This window comes from Chitinophaga sp., from assembly GCF_036569125.1.
GTDB lineage: Bacteria > Bacteroidota > Bacteroidia > Chitinophagales > Chitinophagaceae > Chitinophaga.
Map to the genome: position 1 here is coordinate 1 of NZ_DATCRF010000847.1, position 6,750 is coordinate 6,750.

The following is a 6,750-nucleotide window of genomic DNA, read 5'->3' on the forward strand; positions in this document are numbered from 1 at the left end:
TCCGGGATCTTTGCGGATATTATCAGAACAGCGAGATAAAGGCTGAACGCAAAACGCCGAACGCTTAACGCTAAAAGCTCAAAGCAAAAAGCTAAAAGCTAAAAGCTAAAAGCTAAAAGCTAAAAGCTGAAAGCCTTATTATCCGCTGCATTCGCGTTAAGCATTCAGCATTCAGCGTTCAGCGCATTCGTAATTCGTAATTGAATAATTCGTAATTATAAACCATGGATTCAATAAAAGTATTCGCTCCAGGAACCGTAGCCAACGTGGCCTGTGGCTTTGATGTGGTAGGCTTGGCAATGGATGCGCCGGGCGATGAAATGATCATTCGCAGAAGTGAGCAGCCCGGCGTGCAGATCAAAGCGGTGCACGGCGCCAAACTGTCTACCGATGCTGCGCAAAATGTTGCTGGTGTGGCTTTACAGGCCCTGTTGCAGAAGTACGATAACCCGGATGTTGGCTTTGAAGTAGAAATATTCAAGAACATACAACCCGGCAGCGGCATAGGCTCCAGCGCCGCCAGCTCTGCCGGCGCGGTAGTAGGCGCTAACCATTTATTAGGTCAGCCTTTTACACCCAAACAGCTGGTGCGTTTTGCCATGGAAGGCGAGCGCCTGGCCAGCGGCGCAGCGCATGCCGATAACGTAGCACCTGCCATCATGGGTGGTTTTACACTGGTAAGAAGCTACAAACCTTTGGACATTACCGGCCTGCACACACCGGCCGATCTGTGGGTAACAGTGATCCATCCGCAGATAGAAGTAAAAACTTCCGACGCCCGCGAAATACTGAAACAAAAAGTATTGATGACAGACGCCATCCGCCAGTGGGGTAATGTTGGCGCGCTGGTAGCAGGTTTGTACCAGGAGAACTACGGCCTTATCAGCCGCGCCCTGGAAGATGTGATCGTAGAACCGGTACGCGCTATCCTGATCCCCGCTTTTTATGAGCTGAAGCTGAAGTGTAAGGAAACCGGCGCTTTAGGCGGCGGCATCTCCGGCTCCGGCCCTTCTGTATTTATGCTTAGCAAAGGAGAAGCTATTGCCCGCCAGGTAGCCGCTACTATGGACAGCGTGTATGCTCCGCTGGGCGTAGATTATAAAGTACACGTTTCTCCTATCAACAAGGAAGGCGTAAAAGTGATCAGCTAAAACATTTTAGATTTTAGATTTACGATTTTAGATTTTGAAGCTGTTTGAACAGCAGTAGGGTCATAAATCGCTGCATTAAATCTAAAATCCCAAATCTAAAATCGTAAATAAGAACGATGTTATATTTCAGTTTACAGAACAACCAGCACCGCGTATCCTTCGAACAGGCCGTTGTACAGGGCCTGGCGCCGGATAAAGGTTTATACTTCCCGGATCATATTCCCACACTGGAAAAAGACCTGGTAGATTCCCTGGATAACTACGATGATTTTGATATTGCCTACCGCGCCATTCATCCCTTTACAGGCGATGAAATACCGATGGCTAAGCTGCAGCAGATCATTCACGATACGCTCAATTTCCCTTTCCCGCTGCATCCCGTGCAAAAGGATATTTATACACTGGAGCTGTTTCACGGCCCTACCCTTGCGTTTAAGGATGTAGGCGCCCGTTTTATGGCCGGCTGCTTAGGATACTTCCGCCGTAACGACGCCCGCCCGGTAACGGTGCTGGTAGCCACTTCCGGCGATACCGGCGGTGCCGTGGCCTATGGTTTTCATCATGTACCCGGTGTACGCGTGGTGATCTTATACCCCAGCGGCAAAGTAAGCACGCTGCAGGAAAAACAGCTCACTACCCTTAACGGCAATATTACCGCCCTGGAAATACAAGGCACCTTTGATGATTGCCAGCGTATGGTAAAAACCGCTTTCCTGGACCAGGAGCTGCAGCAGCATAGCCTGCTCACATCTGCCAACTCTATTAACGTAGCCCGCTGGCTGCCGCAAATGTTCTATTATCTGCTGGCCGCCAAACAGGTGAAGGTGATGGGCGCTGATCCTAACATCGTGTTCTCTGTGCCCAGCGGCAACTTTGGCAATATTTGCGCAGGTGTTATGGCAGCAGCCATGGGCCTTTCTGTAAAACATTTTGTGGCCAGCACCAATGTGAATGATACGGTGCCGCGCTTTATGCTCAATGGCCAGTACGATCCCCGCCCTGCCACGCCTACCCTTTCCAATGCCATGGATGTGGCAGATCCCAGCAATTTCGTACGCATCTTACAGTTATTTGCCCATAGCCTGCCTGAGTTGCAGCAAAAAATGTCGTCTTACAGCTATACGGATCAGCAAACAGTAGCAGCCATGGAACAGGTATGGAATGAGCAGCATTATATGCTGGATCCTCACGGCGCAGTAGGTTACCTGGGCCTGCAGCAATATCTGCAGAACAATCCCGGCAAGGCTACCGGCATTTTCCTGGAAACAGCCCACCCGGTTAAGTTTGCGGATACTGCGCCTAAAGACCTGCAAAAGGCCATTACCATTCCGGACCGCGTACAAAACCTGTACAAGCTGCAAAAACAGGCCGTGCTGTTGCCGGCGGAATATGGCGCGCTGAAAGAGTGGATGATGCAGCACTGATCAACGTTTACACGGTGTTTTCCACATAAAAAGGAGCCCCTGCGGCTCCTTATTTTTTGCCCTTTTTACCACATCAAGCCTGCATTAAGTCCACATCAAGTCCACGTCATGTCCACAATGTACTGGTGTGCCATTGCGTTATAATTGCACAAAAACCTTACTATGACTGTCCTTTTGTGGTGCTCCAACCCGGCCGCTGTTCATGAAACTGCCTGCCACAGGCGCTTTACAAAGATTGTTAGTATTTATGCGCGGCATGCTTATTTTCGTGCCATGAAATATTTGCCGCTCCTGTTATTTATCCTATGCCTGGCCTGTAACAATACCGCCACACCAGGTAAGCAGTCCGCAAAGGATTCCGTATTATACACGCCGCTTATACTGCCCTTAACGGATTCTATTCTCCAGTTCCCGGATAATGCCGCCCTGTACTTCCGCCGGGCCCTGCTCCTGTTCAATACAGATCCTGCGCTGGCCCAGGCCGATTTTGAAAAAGCAGCCGCACTGCAGCCCACCGTAACCGACCATTGGGCCGGCGCCGGCGAAGCCGCCCTGGTAACAGAACATTATAAGGAGGCCGGCGCTTATTTTGAAAAAGCCCTACAAACCGCGCCCGCCAATAGTTACCTGCAATACCGCCTGGCCATGGCCTGGATAGAGATCAAACAATACGAACGTGCCGATAGCCTGGCTGCCCGTATGGAAAAAACCGCAGACGGCTACGCCCAGGCTTTTTACCTGAAAGCCCGCATTGCAGAAGATCACCAGGATACCGCGCAGGCCATTGCTCACCTGAAAGCGGCAGTAGCCAAAGCCGGCGCCCAAAGCGAGTTTGAAGCTGTAATGGAGCTGGCCGACCTGCTACGGGCCCGCCGTAATGCGGAAGCGGTGAAATATTATGAAATGGCTTTCCGGCAGGATCCTACCAATGCGGATCCGCTCTACGATATGGCACAGTATTACCAGGAACAGGGCAAACAAAAGGAAGCCACGTTCACGTATAAACGCTGTATAGAGGCAGATCCCGGCTATGCGGCTGCTTATATAGCCCTGGGTAAGCAGGAGGCGCAGCAACAGCAATGGAAGCCTGCCCTGAATTATTTTACCCTGGCTGCCAAAGCCCAGCCTACCGATGCAGAAGCATATTATTTCCGTGGGATGTGTTATGAGCAGCTGGGCAATAAACCCGCTGCCCGGGATGATTACAGCAAAGCGCTTACCTTCCGCAAAAGCTATCCCGAAGCAAAGACAGCGCTGGAGAGAGTGAAATAATTAATTACGAATTACGGATTAAATGCAGCGGAGATTATGTTATGCTTAATTAATTTATAATTATAATTGCAACGGATATGGTTAGAAACGATGTGTACAACATATCGAACCTTCACTTCGATCACATTCGTAATTGAATAATTCGTAATTCATGGAACAAAAGAACGTCATAGTCGCTCCTTCCCTGCTGGCGGCTAATTTCCTGGAAATAGGCAAAGAGGTGGAAATGGTGAACCGCAGCGAAGCCGGCTGGCTGCACCTGGATGTAATGGACGGGCAGTTTGTGCCAAACATCAGCTTTGGCATTCCCGTTATTACAGCAGTAACAAAGCTGGCTAAAAAGGTGTGCGATGTGCACCTGATGATAGAACATCCTGAGCAATATGCCGAAGCCTTTAAAAAGGCCGGCGCAAATATATTAACCGTTCATGCAGAAGCCTGTGTGCACCTGCACCGTAATATCCAGCAAATAAAATCCCTGGGCATGAAAGCGGGTGTAGCCCTCAATCCGCACACCCCGGTACAGATCCTGGAAAACGTGATCGGCGATATTGATGTAGTGCTGGTGATGAGCGTGAACCCCGGATTTGGCGGCCAGTCCTTTATACCGCAAACCCTGCCTAAGCTGCGTCAGCTGAAGGCATTGATACAGCAACACGATTCTAAAGCGCTCATTGAGGTGGATGGCGGCATTACGGTAGCCAATGCAGCCGAAATAGTGGCTGCCGGCGCCGATGTGCTGGTAGCGGGCAACACCGTCTTCTCCGCCCCTGATCCTGAAGCTGTGATCAGGCAGCTGAAAAACGCGTAAATGTGCAAATATGCACATGTGCAGATGTGCAGATATTAATGCGGACTTCGGGGCAATTCATTACAGCATAACAGGCCATAATGCTTTAGCATAAGCAAATGGCAAGCTTCGGGGCATTCCATCTGCACATCTGCACATGTACATATCTGCACATTGAACTACATTCCCAACTGCAAAATCGTGTCCCTGGACAATGGCTTGGTAAGGTAGCCTTTCACAAAAGAATAGCTCCCTACCCGTTCGCGGTCATTCTCGTCAATGGAGGAGGTTAGCACATAGATCTGGATCTTCCTGCATAACGTGTTAGATAAGGTGGAATAGGCATCCAGGAACTCCCAGCCATCCATTACCGGCATGTTAAGGTCCAGTAAAATCACATCCGGTAATGCGCTGCCATCTCCCTGGTGTCCCGCCAGGTAATCCAGCACCTCCTGGGCATCAGAGAACGCCTGCATGGAGTTACTGATCCCCTGCCTGTCTATCATGATCTGTGTAATTTGCTGATGAATAGGATCGTCATCAACAATAAAAATCAAATTGAGCCGGTTCATAGATGGGGATTATTCAGGTTTTATAGCTTTAAATGTAAGAATAATATTTGGTCCTGAACCTTATAGACGGTTTTGCTGCAACAAGTTATGCAAGGCTGTCACCGGAACTGCGTTTATACTTACCATGCAGTAGGCTCATGACCGCTTGCCCATAAAACATAACGGATCAAATCCGCTACACCTCTACCCCCTTAGCTGCTTATCTCACAGGCATTCCCCCGCATATAAAAACACAGCAGCAAGCCCCGCCATAGCTCCTGATCCATTACTTTTCCACCATTGTGGATTTCCTTTTTCGACAATTCTTAAATGAGTAATATCTTTGGCACAAAACCAAGAAAGATGAAAGTAATGATTATCATGCGATCGGAGAGTGACAAGCTGGTATGGCAGCTGCATTACCCGGCGTAGTATCTGCATACACTTCATTACCCGTACAGGGCGTGTCCCTGGAAGGCGGCTTATCCGGCGGTGTAGCGCCCGCAATGCAGCCATCCCGGCGGCCCGTATACTGGCATCAGGCAATCCGGCCATTGCAGAACGCGTGGAAGCATTTAAGCAAAACGGCTACCGGATTTAGTAATTGCTTAACAATTCTGCCAGCGGGTTTGAGCGAAAAAAAATTATATTACAGCTTATTAGCTAAAATCAAACTAGATTTTGACAGAATCAATTATCAACTTAGATAGCATTAACCCTATCGAGTTTTTCGGTGTTAATAACGGAAAGCTGGACCTGCTCAAAAAGAAATTCCCGCTGCTAAAAATACTTTCCAGGGGTACGCAGCTTAAATTATCCGGCGCGCCTGAAGAGGTAGCTACCGCCAAGGATAAGATAGGCCAGATCGTAAAGTACCTGGAACGTAACGGCAACCTCTCTGAAGGATACTTTGAACAGATCCTGGGGGAAGAGGAAAAGGTAGACAATTTCACAGACCGCAACCCGAACGATGTGCTGGTATTTGGTCCAAATGGCCGCACCGTAAGGGCTAAAACAGCCAACCAGCAAAAAATGGTAGGCCTGGCGGAAAAGAATGATATTGTATTCGCCATCGGCCCTGCAGGTACCGGTAAAACCTATACCGCGGTAGCCCTGGCTGTACGCGCCTTAAAGAACAAGGCCGTACGCAAGATCATCCTCACCCGCCCTGCGGTGGAAGCCGGTGAAAGCCTGGGCTTTTTACCCGGTGACCTGAAGGAAAAGATAGACCCATACCTGCGCCCGCTGTACGATGCGCTGGACGATATGATCCCGGCCGACAAGCTAAGCTATTTCATGACCAACCGCGTGATAGAAATAGCGCCGCTGGCGTATATGCGTGGCCGTACGCTGGACAACTCCTTTATAATCCTGGATGAAGCGCAGAACGCAACCGACCTGCAGCTTAAAATGTTCCTGACCCGTATCGGCGCCTCCGCCAAAGCTATTATCACCGGCGATCTTACGCAGATCGACCTTCCCAAGAACCAGAAATCCGGGCTGGAAAAAGCCACCCGTATCCTCCGGCATATTGACGGTATCGGTTATCTGCAGCTCGACGA

6 protein-coding genes are annotated in these 6,750 nt (G+C 49.6%); 5 read left to right on the forward strand and 1 reads right to left on the reverse strand.

Annotation, left to right across the window (positions count from 1 at the left end):
• Positions 1-224: 224 nt before the first annotated feature.
• The 4 genes from VIM87_RS31285 to rpe all read left to right on the forward strand — a co-directional run bounded on the left by VIM87_RS31285 (position 225) and on the right by rpe (position 4,658).
• Positions 225-1,151 carry a homoserine kinase gene (locus VIM87_RS31285; protein ID WP_332000794.1) on the forward strand — a complete coding sequence of 309 codons (927 nt, stop codon included), beginning with the start codon at positions 225-227 and terminating at the stop codon, positions 1,149-1,151.
• Between the two features lie 116 nt (positions 1,152-1,267).
• Complete coding sequence (gene thrC, locus VIM87_RS31290; protein WP_332000795.1) at positions 1,268-2,575, forward strand: threonine synthase; 1,308 nt, start codon at positions 1,268-1,270, stop codon at positions 2,573-2,575.
• A gap of 273 nt (positions 2,576-2,848) precedes the next feature.
• The gene (locus tag VIM87_RS31295) at positions 2,849-3,847 is read left to right on the forward strand and encodes a tetratricopeptide repeat protein (RefSeq protein ID WP_332000796.1); all 999 of its coding nucleotides are present in this window, start codon (positions 2,849-2,851) and stop codon (positions 3,845-3,847) included.
• A gap of 151 nt (positions 3,848-3,998) precedes the next feature.
• Positions 3,999-4,658 (forward strand): ribulose-phosphate 3-epimerase, encoded by a 660-nt coding sequence (gene rpe, locus VIM87_RS31300; protein ID WP_332000797.1) that lies wholly within the window; start codon positions 3,999-4,001, stop codon positions 4,656-4,658.
• Positions 4,659-4,816: 158 nt separating this feature from the next.
• Here rpe and VIM87_RS31305 read toward each other — a convergent pair whose 3' ends face one another.
• Positions 4,817-5,209: a response regulator gene (locus VIM87_RS31305; protein WP_332000798.1), complete on the reverse strand. Its 393-nt coding sequence runs from the start codon at positions 5,207-5,209 to the stop codon at positions 4,817-4,819.
• 660 nt (positions 5,210-5,869) lie between these two features.
• Here VIM87_RS31305 and VIM87_RS31310 point away from each other — a divergent pair.
• Positions 5,870-6,750: PhoH family protein (locus tag VIM87_RS31310; RefSeq protein WP_332000799.1), on the forward strand; the 881-nt coding region annotated here is incomplete at its 3' end.